Origin of the sequence: Olivibacter domesticus, assembly GCF_900109575.1 — a bacterium.
GTDB lineage: Bacteria > Bacteroidota > Bacteroidia > Sphingobacteriales > Sphingobacteriaceae > Olivibacter > Olivibacter domesticus.
The window spans coordinates 1,676,928-1,699,923 of record NZ_FOAF01000001.1 but is presented as its reverse complement, the minus strand read 5'-3'; the positions used below and the strand labels follow the sequence as shown (position 1 = coordinate 1,699,923).

General features: G+C 38.8%; 23 protein-coding genes. 6 read left to right on the top strand and 17 right to left on the bottom strand.

Translation table 11 applies throughout. The features are described from left to right. Positions 1-66: 66 nt before the first annotated feature. From BMY50_RS28580 to BMY50_RS07485, 7 genes are all read right to left on the bottom strand, one after another. The gene (locus BMY50_RS28580; protein WP_262496895.1) at positions 67-192 is read right to left on the bottom strand and encodes a hypothetical protein; all 126 of its coding nucleotides are present in this window, start codon (positions 190-192) and stop codon (positions 67-69) included. Between the two features lie 47 nt (positions 193-239). After that, entirely contained in the window at positions 240-2,498 is a 2,259-nt protein-coding gene (locus BMY50_RS07510; RefSeq protein ID WP_093321372.1) for a xanthine dehydrogenase family protein molybdopterin-binding subunit, read from the bottom strand. Positions 2,499-2,514: 16 nt separating this feature from the next. Continuing rightward, positions 2,515-2,970, bottom strand: coding sequence for a (2Fe-2S)-binding protein (locus tag BMY50_RS07505; protein ID WP_093321367.1), 456 nt, complete (start codon positions 2,968-2,970; stop codon positions 2,515-2,517). A 395-nt stretch (positions 2,971-3,365) separates the two neighbouring features. Beyond that, entirely contained in the window at positions 3,366-5,735 is a 2,370-nt protein-coding gene (locus tag BMY50_RS07500; protein ID WP_093321364.1) for an ABC transporter permease, read from the bottom strand. A 342-nt stretch (positions 5,736-6,077) separates the two neighbouring features. Next, complete coding sequence (locus BMY50_RS07495; RefSeq protein ID WP_093321360.1) at positions 6,078-6,563, bottom strand: GNAT family N-acetyltransferase; 486 nt, start codon at positions 6,561-6,563, stop codon at positions 6,078-6,080. Positions 6,564-8,008: 1,445 nt separating this feature from the next. Then, positions 8,009-8,794 (bottom strand): hypothetical protein, encoded by a 786-nt coding sequence (locus BMY50_RS07490; RefSeq protein WP_093321357.1) that lies wholly within the window; start codon positions 8,792-8,794, stop codon positions 8,009-8,011. 53 nt (positions 8,795-8,847) lie between these two features. After that, on the bottom strand, positions 8,848-9,432 hold the full coding sequence (locus BMY50_RS07485; RefSeq protein ID WP_093321354.1) for a flavodoxin family protein: 585 nt from the start codon (positions 9,430-9,432) through the stop codon (positions 8,848-8,850). 270 nt (positions 9,433-9,702) lie between these two features. On the opposite strand from BMY50_RS07485, the gene BMY50_RS07480 reads away from it, so the two are divergent. The 4 genes from BMY50_RS07480 to BMY50_RS07465 all read left to right on the top strand — a co-directional run bounded on the left by BMY50_RS07480 (position 9,703) and on the right by BMY50_RS07465 (position 12,591). Next, positions 9,703-10,470 carry a helix-turn-helix domain-containing protein gene (locus BMY50_RS07480; protein ID WP_093321349.1) on the top strand — a complete coding sequence of 256 codons (768 nt, stop codon included), beginning with the start codon at positions 9,703-9,705 and terminating at the stop codon, positions 10,468-10,470. A gap of 81 nt (positions 10,471-10,551) precedes the next feature. After that, positions 10,552-10,977, top strand: coding sequence for a VOC family protein (locus BMY50_RS07475; protein ID WP_093321345.1), 426 nt, complete (start codon positions 10,552-10,554; stop codon positions 10,975-10,977). Between the two features lie 364 nt (positions 10,978-11,341). After that, complete coding sequence (locus tag BMY50_RS07470; RefSeq protein ID WP_093323667.1) at positions 11,342-11,794, top strand: Hsp20/alpha crystallin family protein; 453 nt, start codon at positions 11,342-11,344, stop codon at positions 11,792-11,794. Between the two features lie 434 nt (positions 11,795-12,228). Continuing rightward, positions 12,229-12,591, top strand: coding sequence for a response regulator transcription factor (locus BMY50_RS07465; RefSeq protein WP_093321342.1), 363 nt, complete (start codon positions 12,229-12,231; stop codon positions 12,589-12,591). Between the two features lie 148 nt (positions 12,592-12,739). Here BMY50_RS07465 and BMY50_RS07460 read toward each other — a convergent pair whose 3' ends face one another. The 7 genes from BMY50_RS07460 to BMY50_RS07430 form a co-directional block, all read right to left on the bottom strand. Further along, positions 12,740-13,255, bottom strand: a complete 516-nt coding sequence (locus BMY50_RS07460) for a sensor histidine kinase (RefSeq protein WP_162276555.1) — start codon at positions 13,253-13,255, stop codon at positions 12,740-12,742. Positions 13,256-13,262: 7 nt separating this feature from the next. Next, positions 13,263-14,735 (bottom strand): PAS domain S-box protein, encoded by a 1,473-nt coding sequence (locus tag BMY50_RS07455; RefSeq protein WP_093321333.1) that lies wholly within the window; start codon positions 14,733-14,735, stop codon positions 13,263-13,265. 126 nt (positions 14,736-14,861) lie between these two features. Further along, positions 14,862-16,175, bottom strand: coding sequence for a paraquat-inducible protein A (locus BMY50_RS07450; RefSeq protein WP_093321328.1), 1,314 nt, complete (start codon positions 16,173-16,175; stop codon positions 14,862-14,864). A 118-nt stretch (positions 16,176-16,293) separates the two neighbouring features. Beyond that, on the bottom strand, positions 16,294-16,542 hold the full coding sequence (locus tag BMY50_RS07445; RefSeq protein WP_093321323.1) for a hypothetical protein: 249 nt from the start codon (positions 16,540-16,542) through the stop codon (positions 16,294-16,296). 239 nt (positions 16,543-16,781) lie between these two features. Beyond that, on the bottom strand, positions 16,782-17,516 hold the full coding sequence (locus BMY50_RS07440; protein ID WP_093321318.1) for a YoaK family protein: 735 nt from the start codon (positions 17,514-17,516) through the stop codon (positions 16,782-16,784). Positions 17,517-17,769: 253 nt separating this feature from the next. After that, on the bottom strand, positions 17,770-18,210 hold the full coding sequence (locus tag BMY50_RS07435) for a hypothetical protein (protein ID WP_093321313.1): 441 nt from the start codon (positions 18,208-18,210) through the stop codon (positions 17,770-17,772). A 93-nt stretch (positions 18,211-18,303) separates the two neighbouring features. Beyond that, positions 18,304-19,053 carry a hypothetical protein gene (locus BMY50_RS07430; protein ID WP_093321310.1) on the bottom strand — a complete coding sequence of 250 codons (750 nt, stop codon included), beginning with the start codon at positions 19,051-19,053 and terminating at the stop codon, positions 18,304-18,306. Positions 19,054-19,370: 317 nt separating this feature from the next. On the opposite strand from BMY50_RS07430, the gene BMY50_RS28575 reads away from it, so the two are divergent. Continuing rightward, a complete protein-coding gene (locus BMY50_RS28575) occupies positions 19,371-19,496 on the top strand; it encodes a hypothetical protein (protein ID WP_262496893.1) in 126 nt (41 codons plus the stop codon). 115 nt (positions 19,497-19,611) lie between these two features. Beyond that, positions 19,612-20,568 (top strand): YihY/virulence factor BrkB family protein, encoded by a 957-nt coding sequence (locus tag BMY50_RS07420; protein ID WP_093321300.1) that lies wholly within the window; start codon positions 19,612-19,614, stop codon positions 20,566-20,568. Positions 20,569-20,730: 162 nt separating this feature from the next. Here BMY50_RS07420 and BMY50_RS07415 read toward each other — a convergent pair whose 3' ends face one another. From BMY50_RS07415 to BMY50_RS07405, 3 genes are all read right to left on the bottom strand, one after another. Further along, positions 20,731-20,916, bottom strand: coding sequence for a hypothetical protein (locus BMY50_RS07415; RefSeq protein WP_093321295.1), 186 nt, complete (start codon positions 20,914-20,916; stop codon positions 20,731-20,733). A gap of 208 nt (positions 20,917-21,124) precedes the next feature. Next, on the bottom strand, positions 21,125-21,868 hold the full coding sequence (locus BMY50_RS07410; RefSeq protein ID WP_093321291.1) for a DUF72 domain-containing protein: 744 nt from the start codon (positions 21,866-21,868) through the stop codon (positions 21,125-21,127). 220 nt (positions 21,869-22,088) lie between these two features. After that, positions 22,089-22,664: a DUF421 domain-containing protein gene (locus tag BMY50_RS07405; protein WP_238383689.1), complete on the bottom strand. Its 576-nt coding sequence runs from the start codon at positions 22,662-22,664 to the stop codon at positions 22,089-22,091. Positions 22,665-22,996: the final 332 nt, after the last annotated feature.

Sequence of the window (22,996 nt, the reverse complement as noted above, 5' to 3'; positions counted from 1 at the left end):
AGCACTCTGTCTACAATTTTTGTTATATACCCAGATATAATCTGGGTACCCTTTGAATTAAAATGGCTAGGTAATGCAGATAAGACAAGCCACAGAGAGATCCTTGATCTCCTTTTCTATTGCCGAATCTTGTGCGAAAGACAATTGCATACCCACAATGATTAACAATAATCCGATGATCCATTTTTTCATACTTCTCTGTTTAAATAATTCTAATTTGAGATTTACTGTTCTACCGATTAGGTTGATTTCAATTCATTGATGAACGGCTGGTTATAAAAGCGTTTTCCGGTAGCCCTATAAAGTGCATTTGCCACCGCGGCAAAAGCTGGTGGGAATGGAGGTTCTCCCATTCCTGTGGGATCTTCCTCATTTTTTACAAAGTGCACGTCGATCGTTTTCGGGGCCTCGTTCATTCTTATCAACCGGTATGTTGTAAAGTTATTCTTTTGCGGTGCACCATCCTTGAACGGAAGTTCTCCATAGAGCGCGTTTCCAATACCGTCAATAATGGCTCCTTCAGCCATATTGATAGCACCATCTTTGTTAACCACAACTCCGCAGTCAATGGCAGCGACCACTTTTTCTACTTTTGGAGCATTGTTTTTCATTACCAGATCAACCACCTCCGCCACATAGGAATTGTGGCAAAAATAGGCAGATACACCACGGTGCACTCCCTGCGGTGTTTCCTTCCATTTAGATTTCTCACGTACGAGTTGCAATACACCCGCATAGCGTGCAGCATCGTAATCATTCTTTTCGCCAACAGGGTTTGTCTTTGCCCGTTCCAATAGCTCCAGACGGAAATCTATTGGATCTTTACCCATTTCCATCGCCAGTTCATCCAAAAAGGACTGTTCGGCGGAAGCAATAAAATTAGAACGCGGTGCCCGGAAAGCTCCAATGGTAATATTAGAAGGGATTTGCCACCCCTCAGCAAGGTAGTTATCAATGGCGCCCGCCGGAAAACGATCGGCATGTACTGGTGTTTCGGGAATTCCCCCTGCCTTTACATGGAAAGCAATGAGCTTGTTATCTTTGTCCAGTGCTGCACGATAGGTAGCACTGTAAGTAGGGCGATAAATACCGGCAGTCATCTCGTCTTCACGTGTATAAACTAATTTCACAGGAGCCTTAACCTGCTGAGAAATAACCGCTGCCTCAATGAAATGATGCCCATAGGCTCTGCGACCAAACCCACCACCCATACGGGCCAGTTTGATCTCTATTTTCTCTTTTGGCAGGCTGAGTCTTTGCGAAAGTGTTCCCACAACAAACTCGGGGGCCTGTATAGGTCCATATAATACGGCTTTGTCTGCCGTTACATGAGCAAAACAGTTTACGGGCTCCATGGTATTATGCGCCAAAAAAGGAGCAGTATAGGTGCGTTCAAGGATTTTTGTGGCTGATCTGAAAGCACTTTCCGGGTCTCCATCCCTGCGGATGATATTTCCCGGTTTTTTACTAAACTCTTTCATCTTGGCCTGATGAATTTCGGTACTCTCCAAACCCGAAGGATATTTCGCTTCTATAGTTTCAGCCCCTGGAGTCCACGATGATCCCATCTTAAAAGTACGTTCCGGTTCTTGTTCCCATTCCACTTTTAAGGCTTTTTTAGCCTGCAAAACCTCCCAGGTAGTATTACCAACTACTACGGCAAATTTTGTGAAGCTAGTAGTGTCGAAAAAGTTCTGTACAATGTCCTCCTTAAGCGAGTCGATGGTAAATATGGCTTTTACCCCGGGCATAGATTTCGCTACCTTATCATCCATCGATTTAAACCGCATGCCGAATGCAGGAGGATGTACCACCATCGCGATAAGCATGCCCTCCGTCTTATAGTCCAATCCAAATAAAGCTTTGCCGCTTAAAATATTTTTAATCTCCACGTTTTTCTTGGAGGAGCCCACCACCTTAAAATCGGAAACAGCCTTTAGTTTCACCTCTTCTGGTACCGGTATCTTGGCCGCAGCAGAAGCCATTTCACCATATCCGGCTTTTTTTCCGCTGCTTTTATGCAATAACGTACCATGTTCAGTGGTAATTTCCGAAGCAGGGACATTCCATTGCCCCGCAGCTGCCAGGATCAACATCTGCCTTGCAGTGGCGCCTGCCGTTCGTAAGGGAGACCAAGCTTGTCGGACAGATTGACTGCCACCGGTAAATTGCCTTCCATAACGTTCGGGGTAAAAATCGGCCTGCTCCACGATAACCTGTTCCCAATCGATGTCCAGCTCTTCGGCCAGTATCATGGGCAGGGAGGTCTTTACGTTCTGTCCAAATTCAGGGTTTGGATTGAATAGGGTAACCACACCATTTTCACCGATCTTTATGTAACTGTTCATTTCAAACCACTCCTCCGGCATTTCAAGCACTTTCTTTCCTGCAGGCTTGCAGCCGGCAAGCCAGCTGAAATGTAACACCATACCGCCGCCTGCGAGTAGCGCTGCTTTCAAAAAGGACCGTCTGTTTACGGTAGTTTTTATTAGGGTCATCGTCTTTTGCTTTAGATTAATAACTGGCGGCTGTTTTAATAGCTGCTTTTATTCTCAGGTAGGTACCGCACCGGCAAAGATTGCCCGTCATAGCTGTGTCGATATCCTCATCGGTCGGATTGGGCTTGGATTTCAATAGTGCGGCTGCATTCATGATCTGTCCGGCCTGGCAATAGCCACACTGTGGAACATCGTGTTCTTCCCACGCCTGTTGCAGCGGATGGTCTCCATTTTCCGATAGACCTTCAATAGTAGTAATCGCTTTATCACCAATCGCAGAGATCGGCAATGAACAACTCCGTACTGCTGTTTCATCGAGGAGCACGGTACACGCACCACAAGATGCCACACCACATCCATATTTGGTCCCTACTAAATCAAGATGTTCACGTAATACCCACAGGAGCGGTGTAGAAGGATCAACTTCTACGGTATGCGTTTTTTTGTTGATGTTTAGTTTAGTCGCTATCATGGTACTATTGTTTAAAATATTTTCTTTAAATCAATTCTTAGCTAGCACATTACAAAAATGTCATAAAAAGAATAATCTACTGTATACAAATTACTGATTTAACTACCAATGTTACTGATAAAGTAATTAATAAAAGGTGAATCACTTAAATTTGGATATCAGGTGTCTTCGTGGTATCGATATCCCTTTCATCCTATGAAAAATAAAAATATATAGAGGCCGATTCTTTTAATTATCGAAATGAAAACATTCATGCTAAGTCTATGCTTGATCACTATGGGTGTGCAATGGTCTTTTGCACAAAATTCCCCTGCCGATCAGGAAATCATTAAATTCTCCAAAGAAAAGTGGCAATGGATGGCAGATAAAAAAATAGATATTTTAGCTGCCGCTTTTTACTCTGACCTTAGAGACTTAACAGGATTCATAAGCGCTGCTTTTATCGACTGTGCACCTACTGCAAGTAAGGCAATTGCCACTGCTAGCAATCCTGCCAATGCAAACATCCACCAGGTTATGCCAATATGGTAAGCGAAATTTTGCAACCACTTGTCCATTGCATACCAGGCAATAGGAACAGCTATGACAATAGCTATCAGGACGAGCCGGATAAAATCTTTGGAAAGCAGGGCTATGACACCGTTCACAGAAGCTCCCAGGACTTTACGGATGCCAATCTCTTTTTGTCTTCTTTCGGCGGTAAATGCTGCCAAACCGAACAAGCCTAGACAGGATATAAGAATGGCGATCCCTGCAAAGTAGCTGGAAAGAGTTGCAACTCTTTGCTCAGAAGTATACAGCGCTTGATATTCTTCATCCAGAAACCGGTAATCAAAAGGAAAACCAGGATTAAAAGTTTGGTAGAGCTGTCTAAGACGATCAATGGTCTCTTGTTCCATGCCTGTTTTAATCCGCGCCATAAATAAGGACGTTTCTTCTGGTGCTAGCCTGAAAAACAACGGCTTTACCTTTTCATGAAGCGACTCAAAATTGAAGTTTTTTACCACTCCGATAATCTGCACCTTCCTATCCCACAGATCAACCGTTTTTCCAATAGGGTTGTCGAGTCTCATGAAGGCGATGGCTGCCTCATTGAATATAATGGCCGAGGTGTCAGAACCGAAATTCCGAGAGAAGGTACGTCCTTCCTTCATTTCTACTCCCAATGTTTCTATCAGGTCATAGTTAACGGTTACATGCTCAAATTCAGTTCCGTCATTGGGGTCTCTTCCCGGCCATTGAATACCCGAAGTCCCACTGTTATGCCCCTGCATATTGTGTACAGTACTTGAGGCATTTATAATACCTGGAATTTTTTTCACCTCCGAAACGAAAGTTGCTAGATTGCCCTGTTCCGCCGCTTTTCCTTCTCTACTAAAATAGATGATGTTTTCCTTAGTATACCCCAGATTTTTATTTTGTATGAATTCGATCTGTCTGTAAACCACTAATACTGAAACAATCAGTATGATTGATAGGGCAAATTGAAATACCACCAGTCCTTTACGTGTTAATAATTCTCCTATTGAATTGCTTAGTTTTCCTTTCAGCACCTTAATTGTGCTAAAGCCAGACAGATAGAAGGCGGGATAGGTGCCAGCTATTAATCCTGTGCATAAGGCGATTACCAAAAAAGACGGAATAAAGAACGGATCAGGAAGGAGGGCAAGTTGTTTTCCTGTGATGTAATTGAATTGGGGTAGGAGGACAAAAACAATGGCCACAGCAATGAGCAATGCAAACATCGCCATCATTACTGACTCACCCAAGTATTGAAAAACCAGTGCTCTTCGATTTACTCCCATAGCTTTTTTGATACCCACTTCCTTCATTCTTTTGGATGCCTTTGCTGTAGACAAATTCATAAAGTTTATACAGGCGATGACGAGAATGAATATCGCGATAATTGAAAAAAGCTTTACATAGTCAATCCTGCCTCCCACGAGTTTGCCGTTTTCATATTTCCCATACAAGTATCTATCAGCATACCGCGCTATGAATGCCGTGCGATGCATCTCCTCCCTGTTGTAATTATTCTTTACCTTGATGTAATCAGCAATTTTTGTATTGAACAGCGCGGCGTCTGCACCCTCTTTGAGCATCAAATATGTACTGGCCCATGTGTTGCCCCAAGATTTCGTCCATTCTTGTCCATCGGTAAATTTATCGAAAGGTAAAATGAAATCGAATCGTTCGGACGATTGGTGCGGAATATCTTCAAAAACGCCACTAACCATAAGCTGTTCCCCATGATCAAATTTAACCATCTTACCGATCATATTTTCGCTGGTACCGAACAGTCTACGGGCAAGGCTTTGGGAAATGACGATCTCGTTCCTTCCCATCAGTATGCGATTCTTATTTCCCTGGAGTAAGGGGTACGAAAACATTTTAAAGTAATCCTCCCCAGCATATTGACCGGTAGTTTTGATATCGTGTTCTTTGGCAGAAAATATATGTTCTCCAGCCCTACAAACCGAGACCGCTAAGTCTACTTCAGGCATATCTTCTTTTAGTGCTTTCGCCATTGGACCCGAAGTTGTCCCCGACGTGAGTATGCCATCTGCATTCACCCGGTTTTCCATTACTTGGAACAACCGGGTGTCATTTTTGTGAAATTTATCAATACTAAGCTCATCATTTACCCATAAGTAGATGAGTAAGACACAGGCCATACCAACAGCTAGACCTAAGAGATTTATAAAACTGAATGTTTTATTTTTCCAAAGATTTCGCCAGGTGATCTTGAAGTAGCTTTTGAACATAATTTAACAATTTCTTGTTAGGCTACAAGAACGTTGCCATGTCTGAAGGATAGTCTTATGGCTTTAAAGAGAGATTTTTATTAAAAGAAGTGTCCGTATACGAACACGTGTCTGTTCGATAGCGAACATTAATAAGCAAGAATTCTGAAAGAAATCTTTAAAACATTTGGTCAGACCTTATGAAGCATCCGGTCGAATCCAAGGTCGCTGGTCTCTTCCTGATCATGGGTGTCAAAATTCACCGAAAGACGAAAATTCATTTAAGAAACAATCCTCTACTCCCAGGGAAACTTTAACCCATGAACCCAGTGAGCAAGTTTTTTAGGAAAAGGATTTTTTTCATCAGTTCAACTTGTAAATGAATTCTTCTATTTCCATTTGTCGCGCATTGGCATAACCCCTGTCTGTACCGATTTTTACAAAACCGCACTTCTCTAAAACTTTCTGCGAACCAAAATTATCAAAAGCAACCCGTGCGAAAATTGGTCGGCTATCTTCAGTTTCAAGTAAGTACTTTAAAGCATAAGATGCAACGCCTTTACCCCAATACTTCTTATCTATCCAGTAGGTAATTTCGGCATTTCCTTCCATGACAAATTTCGCTACACTTCCCACGATGATCCCATCTACAACAATGGTAAAGTTATTTACAGTAGGATCACTTAATAACTTAGTGTATTTTTCTACATATGCTCTTTTGTTAGCTGGATCTTTCGGGGTAAATGCTGCCAGATAATTTGCATCCTGATCCAGTTGAAACTGAAATAAATTCTCTAGATCTGAAACCTCCGTTTTTTGAAGATGAATATTAAGCTTATTATTAAACATAACATTAAAGTTTTTGTGTGATGACTCTGTTGGACATAGTCGTAAACATACAAATATACTAAAATTATTAGTAAATCAAATTTATTTTCTGTACCTTAGATTCAAACGTTGATGGTCGATATGCCTTGTTAACAGGTCTTCACAAAGGTAACCAATCTGTTAAAAACCGCAGAATTATGGTTTCTGTAGGCTACGCTTTCCCTTTAGTGAAATAAGATCTAAATTTAGGTGATTTGTTGGTGCCAGTCCGGAGTTTTATATGCTTTGGATTGGCAACCTGCTTCCTTGATACGGCGGAAGCATATGGCCCGGTTTTAAATGAAAGCTGGTGGGAGAAGGGCTTCAGCCTATACGTAAAGATATAATACTCTGTACAAAATTTGGGTTTATAGATGGCAAGCCAGAAATGGGTCTAGACAGTAGCCCTAAACGGATAAGGCATATAGTTGAGCCGAGTACATTGTATCCGCGATGACAGCGGCTATCGAGGTCTCACGAAGGTAATCCAGCCGCTGCTGAGAAAATAGCAATGGGGTAGCAAGATTATTTGACCCATATATAGACCTTCCTTTTGCATTTACTACATTTGTAGCGTTTCAGGGGCAACCACCCCAGAAAGAATTTAAAAGCGCTGGTCTACGGATACGAAAATCAAGTTCTCCCGTAGTGCACTTTATACATTTGCGTAATTGGCGCGTATGATCGGAAACCAACCATTCCATATCGTCGCCTTTTGTTTTTTGCATAATATCCATAATGAAATTAAACGGGTTTTGTTAAACAGTTGAAAACGGTTCTATAAGAATGGCGCATACTTCGTGTTATTCATGCTGGCATCTATCACGATAACTAGATCGATTTTTCTTACAGTTACATTTGTTTTGCTTATTTTGATTGTCCTCTTTGTTTAATTGCTTTCTTAATAAAAAATTAACCGGTACCGATTTTTTATCTTTGATACTATAATAAACGTGTATAATTATGGGAAAAATGTGGTATTCGGCAACGTTGCTTATAAATAGCTTCCAGCGGATAATATTTCAGTAATAATATGTTGAAATGACAAGGATATTAATAAATATCATGTCTATATGTAACCCAAATATAAAGCCTATTGCCATAAGTAAGGAAATATTTACACAGAAATAGCTCAATTTTACACATAAAATATGATTGGTTACACAAACGTTGCTTAAGGATTTATTATCGGAGTAATAATATATTATTGCTAAATTATTATTAGACGAAAATGTTTTGTTTTCGGAAAACCGTACATTAAGTGCAGGTTGGAATTTGAACATTCTATTGTCACTTGTATAAGCTTGCTAAACTGATCGCTAGTTCGAAATGCGTCATTCCTGTTTCCATGCTGAATCTGAAGATGGGGCGCTTCCGTAGTTTTAGTTGTAATAGCTAGTATTTAAACTGAAAACTATTTTAAGGCATTATAAAAAGCCCTTGAAATTCTTTCGGGCATGTATTATGTTGTTAATTAGCAGAAAACTGGCAACGACAAGGGAAAAAATTACAACAAATTTTTCCGTACTCCAGTTGGCCACAGCAATGGCTACCAATCCCCATATACCCACAGTCGCAAATTCGCGCATGTTTCGTTTCCAGATCATCAATAAATTCAGTATGCCAATGATGCAGATAAGCGTCATCGCCCAGAACCGATCGGATAAGCCAAACCCATCCCAATCTGACTTTGTCAAATATGTAGCGATATTCACTGCAAGGGCTAAGCTTATCCAACCAGCGTAAAGAGAGAAAGGCCACCATACCAAAAGCGTTTCTCTTAAAGTCGCGGTATAGCGTTCCATATTGGTGTTACTTATAATGTTGATCAATGCATAAAGTAAGGCAACCATTATCAATATCGACAACCCCATATATCCATATACCCAGGCCAGAACCCATAAACAATTTGCAATACATGAAAGAATAAACCAAATACCTACTTGCATGGCTGCTTTCTCCTGGGGCGCACGGTCTGGTCTGGCAAATAACCAAGCTTGGTAAATAACAAAAGCAAATAAGCCAATATAAATTAGACCCCATATCGAAAATGCATAGTCAGCAGGCGTGAGCAAGTTCTTGTACCTGTTGGAAATATTTGCAATGGTAGTACCATTAAATACGCCAGTGTTGGAAAGATAATTTATCAAAAAAGTAATCAGTAGGGCAACCATATTGCCGGCGGCTAACAGCTTATAAGCAGATCTTTTCATGGGTGAACATTTATGGCGGTTACTTTTTTAACAAATTTGCTATAAATCATGATTTATTTTATACTTCCAAATTCAACCAACTGAGACGCCATGGTTTCGGCAGTGGTAGCATATTCCTTCTTATACTTTTCCATTAATGCTTCCTTACTAGTTTTTTGATCCTTTGCATGTTCTGCTGCCTGCACTGTGAGGCTGGCGTACGGAGGAATAATCATACCTAACGCATTTACAAAATTGGCAATAGATCCTATTATATGTTGAGAGCCATCCGAATCTCCCGTGATAATAATCCCTACAGCCTTGTTAGCCAGGGACGATTCTTTTCCAGCAAGGATATCATCATGAACCTCATCTAAACGTTCAATTATCTTCTGCGTTTCTGATGAATGATTACCCCACCAAATAGGCGTTGCAAAGATAATAATCTGAGCTTCTACCAGTTTTTTGAAAATATCGGGCCATGCATCACCGGCTCCCATATGAGTATAAGTTCCGGGCAATATATTATACTCTACGGATTTGATAACTTCACATTTTACGTTTTTTGCTTGTAAATACGGTACAAAAAAATCTACCAATGTTTCGGTGTTGGATAAAGAATCTTTCTTTAAGGTTCCCAAAAGAATAACTGCTTTCATTATGTGTTGTTTTACTATCAACAAAAACTGGCGTAGTTGGTTGGAAATATTTTTAGATTTTTTGCCCTACGTTGATAAACATATATAGCCTTTCTTTATTATATTTATGCTTAGATTATTGCTTATCTTTGAGAGAGATGATAATACATGCTATACTTCTCAACCATCTGGCGCCCCAGCTTATGTCGCCAGATGGGATCAGTCGTACGCAGATTATGTATCTAGCTGTTTTGCGAATTTTACGGTAAGAATTAATAAAGTTTCGAAAAATTGAAAGCAAGAAGATTAAAACCGGCTGAAAAAATTGCTGAATATGTTGATGAAATTCTTATCATTGAAAATCATGCGGTTAAAGGCAATTTTTCACTGCCACTTTTTGCAAATGGAAAACCAACGTTACTTTTTCAAAATACGTTAGGCACAATTAACAATACCAAAAATTATTTAACCCTTTTTGGGCAAACTGTCCTTCCTGAGAAAATCACATTCTCCGAAAACTTTACACTTATTGCCTACTTTTTTAAACCATTTTCTTTAAAGGCCCTTTTTGGTTTTTCTGCTCAAGAATTTACAGATAATCCTATTAACTTAAATTTAGTAGAATATAAAGTAGCAAATGAGCTACAGGAAAAATTACTAAGTGCTTTCTCCATTCAGGAAATGTTGACCATTTTAGATTGTTTCATTTTCGACCTCATTAATAAAATAAAAATCACCAATAAACTTATTGAATATGCTACGAAGCTAATTGCTGAAAATCCTTCAAAACAAATTTTAACCAAAGCCCAAAATGAAATCTTTGTAACAGAAAGGACTTTTCAAAGAATGTTTAAAAAAGAAATTGGAATTTCACCAGATCAATATAGAAGAATAGCTCAGTTCAATGCTGCTTTTCAGCAACTAAACAGCAGGCAATTTAAACAGCTTACTGATATAGTTTTTGACAACAATTATGCTGATCAAAGCCACTTTATAAGAACATTCAAAGAATTTACAAACTTAACACCTAAAGAGTATTTGAACTTAGGGAAGCAATAAGATATTTTGTCGGGATCATTCTATTTTGAGTTATTGTGACATCCTACATTTGCAATATCAACACTTTAAAAAAATATTGAAATGAAAAATCCGATTTATCCGTGTTTGTGGTTTGACGGACAAGCACAAGAAGCAGCTAAGTTTTATTGCTCAATTTTTCCAAATTCAAAAATTACCGCCGACAATCAAATGGTGGCAACGTTTGAATTGGATGGAAAAAAGTTTATGGCCTTAAATGGCGGACCAAATTTTACATTCAATGAAGCCGTGTCCTTTGTAATAGACTGTGACTCACAGGAAGAAATCGACCACTATTGGGAGAAATTAACATCTGAAGGTGGGAAAGAAGGGAATTGCGGTTGGTTGAAGGATAAATATGGTGTGTCTTGGCAAGTAGTTCCTACAATTTTACCGAAACTGTTGAGTAACCCGGAAAAATCGCAGAAAGTATTGGATGCTTACTTGAAAATGAAAAAGTTTGACATTAAAACTTTAGAAGAAGTTTAAAGCCAAATGATCTATTGCGCAATTGTCCCATTCATTCTAACAGTTGGTCAAAATGGATAGGTAGCTTATAAATGGTTCTATCTTTTAAGCATATGAGCAGTATGGATGAGACCCCAAAACCTGCATGTCTGGGAACAATTTATTGAGTAGACCAATAAGATCAGAAATAGCAAATAATATATTTTCCTAAATCCATAGATCGCAGTAGAGAAAGCAGGAAAAGTGAAAAAATTTCCGACACACTGTCAAAATTTCTGCCATGCATCCTTTGGCATATCCCTTGATCTGGAAATTTTAGGGAGCTCCCGCTATTAATAGCACTTATTTAATTTAATTATTTAACTGTTTAAAAATGGAGGTTGCCATGTCACTTATCAAAAATAACAGACAGGGAATGCCAAGCCTTCCCGCACTGTTCAATGATTTCTTTTCCCGTGATCTATTTAACTGGGATACATTCAACAATTCAACCAGCAATACGACTATTCCTGCGGTAAACCTCAGGGAGACGAATGATGAATATCTCGTCGAACTGGCTGCACCGGGACTGAAAAAAGAGGATTTTAAAGTTAATCTGGAGGCTAACAGACTTTCTATCAGCTCTGAATTCCGTTCCGAATCTGAAGATCAACAGGGTGGTAAATACACCTCAAGGGAATTCAGTTACCAGTCCTTTAAACGTACCTTGATACTTCCAGATGGTTTGGTAGACGAAGACGGCATCAAAGCCAGGTATGATAGTGGATTGCTCCATATTACGATTCCCAAAAGGGAAGAGGCAAAGAAAAAGGCGCCGCGCCAAATTGCCATTTCATAAGGTTCCCTGAGTCATTCTAAAAGTTGCAAGTCCAGCGGAAGGTAGGGTTAACATCAAACCTTGCCTTTCGACTGGCACAATAAAAATACTGCTGTGGAAAGCAGGTTAATTATAAATATTGATATGATGGCCCGGAGTAATTGGTCACCCTTCTGCCAGTTTAATGTATTCTACCTTAAGCCAATTGGAGTCAAACTGCAGGATGCTCGCAGTATTAGTTATCCGAGACGTAATGTCTTAATATGATAGGAGGGCCCATTCCTTGAAATCTTTTTCATTTAGCTCTATTAAAGTGGCACTACTTACAAACGTGAAGCACAATAAAGAGATTTATAATTTCCATGGGAAGAGCGACTAAAACTTTTCCGGCTAGCTATTTGTTAGAATACTATTTAATTTCTTGCTGTGTAAATACCTTGTAGAACAAATTACGAATGGAAAAAATTATTTATGTTGTAGAAGATAATATAGATATAAGTGAATTGATTATTATCATTTTAAAGGATGCCGGTTTTCAGGTGAATGCTGCTGCTACGGTAGACGGTTTTTACAAACTTTTAGAAACAAGAATGCCCGATCTCATCCTGTTAGATATCATGCTCCCAGATGGAAATGGTGTGGAGGTTTGTAATGACTTAAAGCAGAAAAAAGCATTTAGAAATGTACCGCTCATTCTTATGTCTGCACATGCCAAGATGAGTGTTATAGCACGAGAGTGTCCGGCAAATGATTTTATAGCAAAACCCTTTGATATTTTTGAGCTGACTGATAAAGTGAACGTACAACTTGCGTCTTGAGGTGCCGATAAAAGTGTTTTAAAAAAAAGTCACGCTTGTCTTCTTTATAGATCAGGTGTGAATTATTTAAGAGCATTTTTTCTTCAGTTTTGATTCTCTTGTGGTAAGATCGAACAATAATAAATGTGCTTTGGCCAATAAATGTCGTTTAATGGTTTGTTTTTCTCCTCTTTGGCAAGGTTACAATAAACTCTGAACCTTTTCCGAACGTACTATTCACCGCAATCGAACCGCTGTGCCGATCGATAATTTCTTTTGTGAGGTAAAGGCCTAATCCAAGGCCGGAAATGCCTGATTTATTTTCGGCTCTATAAAAACGTGTAAATATCTGTCGCTGTTGATCCACTGTTAAGCCCATACCTTTATCCAGTATTTTAATTGACAAGACTTCTTCGGAATCTTCAAGTTTCACGAATACTTTATTTGCCTTTGGAGAGTATTTAATTGCATTGCTAATTAGGTTTATTAATACCTGTTCAATACGCTGTTTGTCTGCTTCTATACTGGTGTTCCTGCTCTGATCTTCCAAGACAATACTATGCGTTGTAATGTTGTGATGAAAGGTTTCTATCACATCAATTAATAGCTCTTTTAACTCGAAGACCTCAATGTCGAAATGAAGCTTGCCTCCTTCAATGCGCGAAATATCGAACAAATCTGACACCAATGCATTAAGCTTTTCCGCTTTGCATGATCGACTTCTGTATAAAGGTCGTCGACAACTGGTCTTTAATATTTCTACCTAAAATCTGTAAATAACCTTTGATAGTTGTTAGCGGGGTTTTAAGCTCATGGCTTGCCAATGCAATAAATTCGTCTTTTTTTGAACTTAATGTTTTTACCTCTTCAAAAAGCATCGAATTTTCCAATGCAACCGATGCTTGAGAAGCAATGCTCACCACCATCGCTTCATGTTCTTCCTTAAAAAAGTTAGACTGCGAGTGTCCAAAAAATAATGCCCCGATTATTTCATCAGAAGAGGAAATAACCGCTACTGCCAGATAACTAAGCGAATCCGGCATTTCTTCCAATATTCCGAGATGCAATGTGTTTCTATTATAACGACTATCTTGTGTAATATCATTTATACGAACAACTCTTTCGTTTTTAAAGATTGATTGAAAAATATTTGTATCAGAAGATGTTGAAAGTTTTTCAAAAACTTTTTTCGGTATCCCTGAAAAGGTAACCAGCATGGAAGACTCGCCTTTCTCGCTGGCCTTATTATATAGAAAAGTACCAAAAGTAGCACCCGTTATTTTCGTCGTAGCATCCGTGACATTTTGAAGAATGACCTCTACATCCAATTTTTTAGAAATGTTTTTTCCAATGTCATTGAGAATTTTTAGCCGTTCGGCAGTTTGTTGAATAATCTTTTCTGCTCGCACGCGCTCAGAGATATCCCTGGCAATTTTCGATGCACCGATAACATTTCCAAAATTATCTTTAACTGGCGAAACAGCAAGTGAAATGGGAATTTTTACTCCAGTTTTATGCACTCTGATGGTTTGGAAATGGTCTACCTTTCTTCCCGCTTTTATATTGGCAATGATTTCATCTTCCTGCGTCCGCAGCTCTTCTGGAATTAGGATGCTGATGTGTTTACCTATTATTTCCTCTTCACGATATCCGAATATTTTTTGAGCGCCCGCGTTCCAGCTTTTAATAATACCCTGCAAGTTTTTACTGACGATAGCATCTTCCGATGATTCTACAATGGCTGAAAGTATCGCTTGCTTCTCATCGTTGGATTTCTGTTCAGTAATATCAACCAGCGTATTATGGGCTCCTATCAGAGATTTGTCGTCATTAAATATTGGCCGTGGGTAAACAAGCAGGTTTTTAAAGGTGTGGTCGGGCCGTTCTATAACAATTTCTGCACCTTCAAAAGACTTGGCATTTTTTAATGTGAGCGCCATGGGACACTCATCAAGTGGCATCGGTTTCCCGTCAGGATGATAGATCTTCCAAGATCCACACCAGAGGTCGACCTCTAATTTTGGAGCCCTGCCCCAAAGGATAGAAGCTGCCTCATTAAAAAAAGTTACGTACCCTTGCGTGTTACAGGTATAAATTGCCACAGGCGAGTCAATAACGAGTTCTCTATAAATTTCATTTAAACCAACAGAAAAGGTTTCTTTCATCCAAGCCTATATTTTATATTAACTGAGAAATATCATGAGGCTATAAATATAACTAATAAAAAAATATACATCGTTACTCGAATGTTTTTTCCGTTCTGATTTAGTGATGTTTTCTGATTTGCACTTTTAAGTTTGTTTCACCGGCCTCGTTGTATTGTCTATATTCTTTTGTGTTATCCGCTGCAAAATCTCTGATAGCGTAAGCCCATAAAGTACAAAGGTTAAAAATACAACAAATCCGGGTTGAAGCGCCGTATTATTAGTTGCTATGCTTGTAAACGACTCTTCTTTTATGTTAAGATCTGATAGCTGGCTATTCAATAAGCTGTTCAATCCTATATAGGTCATCATGATAGCCACCACCATCACATCGGCCATACTCCATTTGCCAGATTTGAAAGCGAAGAAATATATCACTTTGTTTACGCGCATTTTTTCATTGAGGATGTATATGCCCGAGCAGATAAGTTTCCCCAATGGAAACAAAACACTGAAAGTAAAAATAAGAAAACCGATGATCACCGAATCAAATTCGGCATTTTTCACTAGAACAAATACCACATCGATGATACTTTTACTCTGAAAAAATAATATCTGATTTTCAAAAATAAGGTGTTCGCCCAGTAGGTGGAAGTCTATCTTTTCAAGCCTGGCTTCTACTTCAATCATTACCGACGAAACACCCGTTGTCAGTACAATGGCGGCCGCCAAGAGTGAATAAATGAACAAAGGCGCGTGAAGTTCCTCGCGATTTCGCCATATCCGCCAAAGTGTGAGAAATAAAAGTAGACCCACAAACAACGCAGAAAAATACATATAACCACGAAAACGGACCTTTTCAAATAGTTCGCTCGCCTTTTTTTCAAATGATTGCGCGCTATTAACCTTATATTTTTTAAATATGGCGCGTGTAACTTTCCGTTGCGCGTTCATAGAACTATCAAATGTAGACTCCGTTAAATCTTCGATTTTCTCACCTGCTAAATTTTTAAGCGTTTTCTTTGTAGATGGCTTACTGATCTCATTTACAATTGTCAGCGCAAATTCTGGCACCTGCTCATGAAGTTTTTCTTCATTTACAAAAATATTTACGGCAGCCTTTCTGATTTTTCCGCCAATACTCTTCTGCTTCTCATTAATCGTGGCAATGGCTTTATCAATCATCGCATGAAGAATCTTTTCTATCTCTTTCTGCAGATCCGCTTTTTCTTTAGGCGTAAAATTAAAGTTCTGTATCTGGCGGTCAACTATTTTAACGATCTTATCTTCCCATTTGTCGATCGAGAGTAAGCCAAAAGCTACGCTGTTTACTGTACTGTAGTCTTCCATTACTTCTTTCTGATAGTGCGATAGACTAACCTCTTTATAGCCACAATAAATCATGGCTAATAACACAATCCCTAAACCAGCATGAAATAGATAGTTTGTTTTTTTTAACATAAAATGTTCTTAATAATGTTGGATAGCTTAAATAGGTTTTTAACAATATTTATTTAGCTGGATTATTTACGCTTTGATAGCTACAAAAGTATGTTTATTACGGCTATTACAAGAAAAATTAATTTCTGTTTAAATATTTCATGATTTCAATACCCAGTTCTTCTGCTTCCTGTTCTCTTCCATGAGGCAAACTGATCCACGTTGTTGTCGTCTGTGGCTTCAATGCTCGGGTTATCGATAAGGGTTTACGTCCGTCACTGAAGTAAATATGATATACAATCAGATTGCGGACAGCATGCTCACTAATTTCCAGATTCACGCCGTTAAGTTCCAGATTAAACCAACCACAATCAAATATATTTGTCATAATCTAAAAATCCCCGAAGATAAATGATCTCTATTTTTAATTAAACATCAGACCATTATCGCCTGTTTCGATAGCAGTAAAATAATTATCCACTTTAAATACACAGTCATTCGGAAAACGATGAAATGTGAGGGTAACGGCACAAGGCAGACTTCATACATGATACTACAGCCGCATTTATCCATTCCATTTATAAAAGCCCTTTGAGCTATCGATTTTGGCGAGTTACAAGGAAATATTCATCGCTTATTTTTAAGCGTACCTATTAATTTGTTGAGGTATACGCTTGAAACATCATAGTAAAGAATTGTCATCAGAATCACTGGGATTACATACAATATCTCAAATCGAAAAAGGTAAAAACAATAACCGAAGATCACTCCGCCCATTATATAAAAAGATAGAATAGTTATCCTGATAAAAAGTTTATTTTTCAATAAGGTTGGCCGATCGGATTTCGGATGAAAGTAGTCGGCAATCTCTGCGCCAAGGTCTGTAATCAGTCCTGTGAGATGTGTTGATTTAATTAGTCCGCCAGAAATAATGCTAGCCATGCCATTCTGCAGCCCCATGGAAAATAGCATAAACCCCACAATCACTTCACCTTCTATGTGCTTCTTTTCGTAAAAAAAGTCACAGTATACGGCAATCATTGTCAATATAATGATCTCGATAATCAGGGGGATCGAGTATGCCCTATAGTTACTGAAATTGTCATAACTTTTAATAATATAGCTGGATACATATGCCCCTAAAAAGAAGGAAGCCAACCAAAGGCTAAAAGAGATAACATCTTCTGAGTCAACAAGAGCGATATTATTGGCAAGGTTCGCAACGTGGCCCGTCACGTTAGAAGAAAATGCAAAAAAGGCAATAAGACCCGTAACGTTAACCGCTCCTGCCACAAAAGCGGTTGATGATGCAAGCATTAAATTATCCTTCAGTGTTCGGCTATTCTGTGTTTTCCGTAACATACCTGTGTTTTAATCCCATTTAAATCGGTATTTCCGCTATTTATGGTTAACAGCGCGGCAACACCGGTGAAATTGACGAAAAATACATTCGATGTATTAGAATGAGGTTAGAGATGTTAAAAAGCGGGGCATATTTAACACTTCTATTGCAAATTGTTGCAGACGCATGCCTCCCGATCGCTTAGGTTAATAGATGCCACCATCTTAAAAAATGGCTCAATAGTCTAGAGCAATAGGAGTAGGCAAAGAATGTTTACTTTTTAGATGAACGGTTGCTTTTGGCCTTTTGAGCAGGACTTTGTAATTTTTTCCGGACTGTTTCCATACGCTTTCGCCAAGTCCCAACCTGTGGGTACTCATAAACAGGAAGACCCTTGTCGTCAAGAAGGCCCATTGCTTTCGCCAGGTTGGTGTTTAGCCGTGCGGACTTGCTGTTTGCCTTCTTCCAGGCTTGCTGATCCGCTTTGATCTCTTTTTCGTAGGCGCCAATCGCCTGCTTAATGATTGCCATTTCCTTTTTGTATTCCTTTTGTTTTCTATAAAGGATCATCAGCCGATTATAAGCTCTTGCAAGTAAGGGATCAGCCTTTATTGCCGCGATATAATTTTTAATGGCGTCAGCAATCCTCCCGTCAAGCGCCAGCGTGTCGGCATTTTTCATAAGATCTTTTATCCGTGCTTTTGTAGTTGCCATTGAGAGATTCTTTTATTTATAAACTCACTGGAGAGAAAGTAAAACGAATAGTACTAGATGATGAAACGTGGGTAAAAAACAAAATGTTGACACTTAACCTGCTTGGCCAAAAAGAAACAGGCAAACAATAACAGCTGCTATTAATAGTAACCAGCTTCCAATTGTCTTATAACTCAAGCCGGGACCATCTTTTAATACATGGATGCCAAGTGGTACTAAAGCGACACAAAGCCCCAGAGTCGCAATAATCGAGACAATTGAGCTACCCTTCAATACTCCAATCATTAGAGCCGACATACAAGCGAGGGCAATGGAGCGAATTAATCCAAGTGTACCGGAGAGGTAAGAACCGATAGCCAAAATAATCCATCCAAATATAATAGTTCCATTCAGCGTTGAGATAATGTGAAATACTCCATAAGAATCGGCTACCGTTTTGGTAGCCATATCCAAACCCTGCAACCCTACCAGCTGGAATGCAAAATGGTCTACTCCTGCGTGAAAGCTTCGTGCAAATAATCCAAAAATAACAAAAGATCCACCCCATAAGGCCCACTGTCTTTTTTTTATGCCTATATATCTGGCCAATGTAATAATGGCTGGCCACAAAAGTATATTACCGGCCACAAAAAAATTATACGATGTTGACACTAGAGTTGGATGCTGTTCAAAAGCTTCAAGTTGTTGGGGGAAGAAAAAATGGAACTGTATTCGAATCAGAATTCCCGCAAGTAACGCTAGTGGAGCGATTATTAAAGATATTCCACCTATCCAACGGCCGGGAAACCAGAAATCTTGGCTGGCATGTTCCTCACCCGCCATCGGCGTCTCTTTTATCATCATAATTTGTTTAAACTGGCATACTAATTTGCTTATAAGGCCGATATCGTAGGTCTATCAAAGCTAAAGGTATCATTAAATTTTTTAAAGAAGAAATTGCTGACTTCAAAATAGAAGCCTATAGTGTTCTGGTTGGTCTAATATTTAAACAGTGGGCAAAAGGTTTGATCTTTCATTAAGCCAATTGGCGAAAATAGGTTCTCTGGAAAGATTCCATGATACTCGAATGCTTTTTTTGTCGAACTGATTTTATCTTCAAAGCCCAGCAACTGAAAGCTGATAAAAGATTTAGTAGCATCCCTGTTGTTCTGTCTTCAGCAATGAACGATTTACAGCAGATTGCACGAAAAGCAGGGGCCGATGCATATATCCAAAAACCATTAGACCTCGATGAACTTGAAGAGCTAATTTTATTTCTGTTACACTTAAAGAAACAGTCTGAGTAAACGCTAGTAAAAAATTAATCAACGCAAATCCGCGTATTTTTTAATTATCTCTCACCACAAACGCAAACCTTATTGTTTGCTACCCTGTTGTACTTAAAAAGTTAAACAGAGGCCTATGGCAAAGCTATTCACAAAAAGCTCCTTCAAGAACGGATTTAAAATAATGAAAGACACTTTCAACGGCTTTATTGACGAAAATTGTATGAAGTTAAGTGCTTCCTTAGCTTATTATACTGTTTTTTCACTTGGTCCCATGCTTGTTCTGCTGATTTCGTTGGCTGGTATTTTTTTGGGACAGGATGCTATTGAAGGAAAAATCTTCTATGAGATAAAAGGTTTAATTGGAAGCAAGCCGGCGTTACAGGTGCAGGAGATGATCAAAAACTTACAGATCTCGGGTAAGTCGACTACAGCGTTAGTAATCAGTATAATCACATTAGCGGTCGGTGCAACGTCTGTTTTTAGTGATATACAAAATTCTATCAATATGATCTGGCATGTTAAAGCAAAGCCAAAACGTGGGTGGGTAAAACTTATTAAAGACCGCCTGCTATCGTCATCTTTAATTATTAGCCTAGGCTTTTTGCTGGTCGTTTCTCTTATTGTAAATGGTGTTATCATCGCGTTGACAGATCGGCTAAAGATATATTTCCCTGATATCACGGTTTTGTTGTTGAATATTATTAATCTACTCATTAGTTTTATTATCATTTCTTCCCTATTTGCTATCATCTTTAAAGTATTGCCAGATGTAAAGATCAAATGGAAAGATGTACGGGCCGGAGCAATATTTACAACAATTTTCTTTATTATTGGTCGTTTTTTGATTGGCTTTTATTTGGAAACATCCGGTACAGAATCTGCTTACGGCGCCGCAGGCTCTATTATATTGATATTGCTTTGGGTATACTATACGGCAGCAATTCTCTATTTTGGTGCTGTCTTTACAAGGGTGTTTGCTGAATATAAAGGATCTGCTATTGAACCGGCAGATTTTGCGGTTCACATAGAGGAAAAGGAAACCGAAAAAGTTGTTGATGTTCTTCCGCCGATCAATAAACATAAGTCATAGTACAATAATCGTATGAAAAAACTACACAATTCCGATATTGTAGCATGCTGCGATGACGTTTCGGTAAATCGCATAAGGTGCAATCTGATCAGCAGAACAGATTGCTTTCATTTGTTTGTAATAGCTTGAATGTTGCAGCTTAACTCAGGTAACTCAAAGTCTTCAAGAAGCCGCCGAAATACTAGATTTGCCGCCCTCGATTTGATAATCTGTGGTGTCCGTTTTCGATAAAGCATGACGATGCTTAAAAAGGTCCAGGTGCAGGCGCAGCATTAAGTATCTGTCAGCATTTTCCATCATCCTCGTGATAAGTTCGCTTGTTTTTTGTGTCGATGCTTTTGTCTTCATAAGATTTGTTTTTCTAGGTACATCGTAAAGTGCAATCGCTATGCCATTACAAGCAAGAAACAAATCTTAATAAATAAAATTGCTATTACGACAGATTTAGTTCTCTTTGACGACTATTTGTTAAACGCATGTCCAATTTTGACTACAACTGCGTACTTATCGGTTGATTAATTTGAGCGTTTGAATGTAAAGCACGCGAGCGTAATAATTAAGTTTTTTGATTATCTACAAAACCTTTTAAGGTTTGTAAGTTTTTTATGGCTTCTCCCATCGTATTGTTGAAATAAGAATAAATCTCTTTTCCGTCATTCAACCATTCCGCAATGTACTGTGCATATTCGCTTAAGACATCATCGGTGTAACTACCTCTGTAATTACCACCAGGACCATGAAATCTAACATAAGCAAAATTAACTGGCTGATCTATCAGCGGTTTTAAGGTTCCCGTTTTATCATGTACTACCAGGCTAGCATGATATGCATATAGCAGTTCGTAGATACTAGGTTGATACCAGCTACTATCCCTAAATTCTACTGCTAGCTTCCAACTACTATTAATACCGTTTATGGTTTCCAAAATATCGACAAGTTTTTTATGTTGCTGTATTTTGAAACTAGGTGGAAACTGGATAAGTATGCTTCCTTTCTTGGTGGTTTCCGTGGCCTCTATGGCGGTCATAAAATGTAAGATAGCATCTGGATTAAACGTTGCCTGAGCGCTGTGGGTGATTTCGCGCCATAACTTAAAGGTAAACTTAAACGTTGCAGGGACGCTTTCACTCCATTTGCGTACAGTGGCTGCCTGTGGTATTCGGTAAAATGAACTATTTACTTCGATGGAACTAAATAGTGAACCATAAAAGGTAATTCTACTTTTATCCTGAAATTCTTTGGGGTAATGGCTTTTATTTGGATAGGGTAATACTAAACCGCTCGTTCCTGTATAATACATTTGTTATTCATTTATGTAATGATACTGATACCATTTTCACTAAAAACTTTTAATCGCTTTTCTGAAGATTTATTTTCTCAATACTCTTTAGTAGTGCCTATAATTACGCTACCTTGCAAATTATAACGTCCTCCGTGGCGGGAGCAATCCAAGCTTTTTCCCGCCGAATTAAAAATTAGACAGCAGAATATTGTCAATTGTTTCAGCAACAAAAGTAAGTTTAAACAATTCTTTTACTACTTAGTGTTTCAACCCATTCATCACTTTCACACCGCATACATTTATGGCTGTCGTTTTGAATCGATACAACGTTCCCACAAAACGAACAGGCATGCAAACCTGAGATGGAAATTTTTGGGCTTCTCTTTTCATAAAGTTTAGGTAGAATTGGTAAACCGGGTTTGACACTGTCGTCCGGGAAATAATAGACACTCACACTACCACTCGTTTCTAAGATAGCCGTTTTCACTTGGCCCAGATGCTCGATGCCATACTGCCTTAACTCAGAAAAAAATTCGTCTTTTGCCAAAGTGTCGCGCTTAATTCCCTCTAGAGCAAGCATGCCATCTTCCACAATATAGATGGGCTTTCCTTCTACAAGCTTTTCAATATTTTCTCGTTTCGCCGTTAAAAAAGTGAGCGTTCTGTAAAGAAGAATAATCGTTAGAAACACGATAACAGATGGTATAATTGCCATATCTTCCGTCATCATTGGGTCGCCTGCGGCAGATCCTAAACTTAGAATAATGGCTACTTCGAAAAGAGAAAGTTGCCTGATGCCACGCTTACCAGACAATCGCAGAATCGTTAAAATTAATACGAACATTACAAACGTTCGTAGTATAATTTCCAATGCAAGTGAAAAGTTCAAGTCATTAAGAAAAATCTTACTCCAATCTAAAGGCTCCATACATTATTAATTATCTGAATAATATGCGTATGCTTAACGCTTTCCTATATTCTTTTGTTGTATGAATTAAAGTCTGTCACGCAATTGATGTAGATTTTCTTACACACCTTGGCGCGCACCGCATGTACTCAATCGGAACAAGGTTTAGATAGATGATTGTTGTGAAAGCCACTGTGAATGTTACTTTTTGCCAAGTGTTTTTTCCTTATTTTTACGAT

What these genes read in the sequence shown, in the direction of transcription:
- BMY50_RS28580 (WP_262496895.1), bottom strand. Translation starts at nt 192, where the DNA reads ATGAAAAAATGGATCATCGGATTATTGTTAATCATTGTGGGTATGCAA.
- BMY50_RS07510 (WP_093321372.1), bottom strand. Translation starts at nt 2,498, where the DNA reads ATGACCCTAATAAAAACTACCGTAAACAGACGGTCCTTTTTGAAAGCA.
- BMY50_RS07505 (WP_093321367.1), bottom strand. Translation starts at nt 2,970, where the DNA reads ATGATAGCGACTAAACTAAACATCAACAAAAAAACGCATACCGTAGAA.
- BMY50_RS07500 (WP_093321364.1), bottom strand. Translation starts at nt 5,735, where the DNA reads ATGTTCAAAAGCTACTTCAAGATCACCTGGCGAAATCTTTGGAAAAAT.
- BMY50_RS07495 (WP_093321360.1), bottom strand. Translation starts at nt 6,563, where the DNA reads ATGTTTAATAATAAGCTTAATATTCATCTTCAAAAAACGGAGGTTTCA.
- BMY50_RS07490 (WP_093321357.1), bottom strand. Translation starts at nt 8,794, where the DNA reads ATGAAAAGATCTGCTTATAAGCTGTTAGCCGCCGGCAATATGGTTGCC.
- BMY50_RS07485 (WP_093321354.1), bottom strand. Translation starts at nt 9,432, where the DNA reads ATGAAAGCAGTTATTCTTTTGGGAACCTTAAAGAAAGATTCTTTATCC.
- BMY50_RS07475 (WP_093321345.1), top strand. Translation starts at nt 10,552, where the DNA reads ATGAAAAATCCGATTTATCCGTGTTTGTGGTTTGACGGACAAGCACAA.
- BMY50_RS07470 (WP_093323667.1), top strand. Translation starts at nt 11,342, where the DNA reads ATGTCACTTATCAAAAATAACAGACAGGGAATGCCAAGCCTTCCCGCA.
- BMY50_RS07465 (WP_093321342.1), top strand. Translation starts at nt 12,229, where the DNA reads ATGGAAAAAATTATTTATGTTGTAGAAGATAATATAGATATAAGTGAA.
- BMY50_RS07455 (WP_093321333.1), bottom strand. Translation starts at nt 14,735, where the DNA reads ATGAAAGAAACCTTTTCTGTTGGTTTAAATGAAATTTATAGAGAACTC.
- BMY50_RS07450 (WP_093321328.1), bottom strand. Translation starts at nt 16,175, where the DNA reads ATGTTAAAAAAAACAAACTATCTATTTCATGCTGGTTTAGGGATTGTG.
- BMY50_RS07445 (WP_093321323.1), bottom strand. Translation starts at nt 16,542, where the DNA reads ATGACAAATATATTTGATTGTGGTTGGTTTAATCTGGAACTTAACGGC.
- BMY50_RS07440 (WP_093321318.1), bottom strand. Translation starts at nt 17,516, where the DNA reads ATGTTACGGAAAACACAGAATAGCCGAACACTGAAGGATAATTTAATG.
- BMY50_RS07435 (WP_093321313.1), bottom strand. Translation starts at nt 18,210, where the DNA reads ATGGCAACTACAAAAGCACGGATAAAAGATCTTATGAAAAATGCCGAC.
- BMY50_RS07430 (WP_093321310.1), bottom strand. Translation starts at nt 19,053, where the DNA reads ATGATGATAAAAGAGACGCCGATGGCGGGTGAGGAACATGCCAGCCAA.
- BMY50_RS28575 (WP_262496893.1), top strand. Translation starts at nt 19,371, where the DNA reads ATGAACGATTTACAGCAGATTGCACGAAAAGCAGGGGCCGATGCATAT.
- BMY50_RS07420 (WP_093321300.1), top strand. Translation starts at nt 19,612, where the DNA reads ATGGCAAAGCTATTCACAAAAAGCTCCTTCAAGAACGGATTTAAAATA.
- BMY50_RS07415 (WP_093321295.1), bottom strand. Translation starts at nt 20,916, where the DNA reads ATGAAGACAAAAGCATCGACACAAAAAACAAGCGAACTTATCACGAGG.
- BMY50_RS07410 (WP_093321291.1), bottom strand. Translation starts at nt 21,868, where the DNA reads ATGTATTATACAGGAACGAGCGGTTTAGTATTACCCTATCCAAATAAA.